General features: G+C 67.2%; 1 protein-coding gene. It reads left to right on the plus strand.

Annotation, left to right across the window (positions count from 1 at the left end; all coding sequences use genetic code 11):
- Positions 1 to 1,198: cytochrome P450 (locus tag EN807_RS32265; protein ID WP_246684495.1), on the plus strand; the 1,198-nt coding region annotated here is incomplete at its 5' end.
- Between the last annotated feature and the right edge of the window lie 57 nt (positions 1,199 to 1,255).

Raw genomic sequence — 1,255 nt, forward strand, 5'->3', positions numbered from 1 at the left:
CGAACAACCCCTGCCGACGCTGCCGATGTGGCGCGTCGATCACATCGAGCCCTCGCCCGAGATGTTGGCGCTACGCGCCAACGGTCCGATCCACCGCGTGCGCTTCCCGTCCGGGCACGAAGGCTGGTGGGTGACAGGCTATGACGAGGCCAAGGCGGTGCTGTCCGACGCGGCGTTCCGGCCCGCGGGAATGCCGCCGGCGGCATTCACCCCGGATTCGGTGATTCTCGGTTCGCCGGGGTGGCTGGTCTCGCACGAGGGGGGCGAGCATGCCCGGTTACGCACGATCGTGGCGCCGGCCTTCAGCAACCGCAGGGTCAAGCTGCTCGCGCAGCAGATCGAGGCGATCGCCGGGCATTTGTTCGAGACGCTGGCGGCCCAGCCCCAGCCCGCCGACCTGCGGCGCCACCTCTCCTTTCCGCTCCCGGGCATGGTCATCAGCGCGCTGATGGGCGTGCTCTACGAGGATCACGCCTTTTTCGCCGGACTGTCCGACGAGGTGATGACGCACCAGCATGAAAGCGGCCCGCGCAGCGCGTCGCGCCTGGCCTGGGAAGACCTGCTCGCCTACATTCGCGACAAGATGCGGGACAAGCGCCAGGATCCGGGCGACAACCTGCTGACGGATCTGCTCGCGGCGGTCGACCAGGGCAACGCGATCGAGGAAGAGGCGATCGGCCTGGCGGCGGGCATGCTGGTGGCGGGACACGAGAGCACCGTGGCGCAGATTGAATTCGGCATGTTGGCCATGTTCCGCCATCCGCAACAGCGCGAACGCCTGGTCGGCGATCCTTCCCTGGTGGACAAGGCGGTGGAGGAAATCCTGCGCATGTACCCGCCGGGCGCGGGCTGGGACGGCATCATGCGCTATCCGAGGACCGACGTGACCATCGCGGGCGTGCATATTCCCGCGGAGAGCAAGGTGCTGGTCGGCCTGCCGGCGACGTCGTTCGATCCGCGCCATTTCGACGACCCGGAAATCTTCGACATCGGACGCGACGAAAACCCGCACCTGGCATTCTCCTACGGGGCGCACTACTGCGTCGGCATGGCGCTGGCCAGGCTGGAACTCAAGGTGGTGTTCGGTTCGATCTTCGAGCGCTTTCCCGCGCTGCGCCTGGCCGTTGCGCCCGAAGAACTGAAGTTGCGCAAGGAGATCATCACTGGCGGGTTCGAGGAGTTCCCGGTGCTCTGGTGATGCGCGGACGCCGCCGGGAATCGCGATCTTCTCCGCAATTTGCCGGCGCGCCTGGCG

The organism is Mesorhizobium sp. M5C.F.Ca.ET.164.01.1.1 (assembly GCF_004792125.1).
GTDB lineage: Bacteria > Pseudomonadota > Alphaproteobacteria > Rhizobiales > Rhizobiaceae > Mesorhizobium > Mesorhizobium wenxiniae.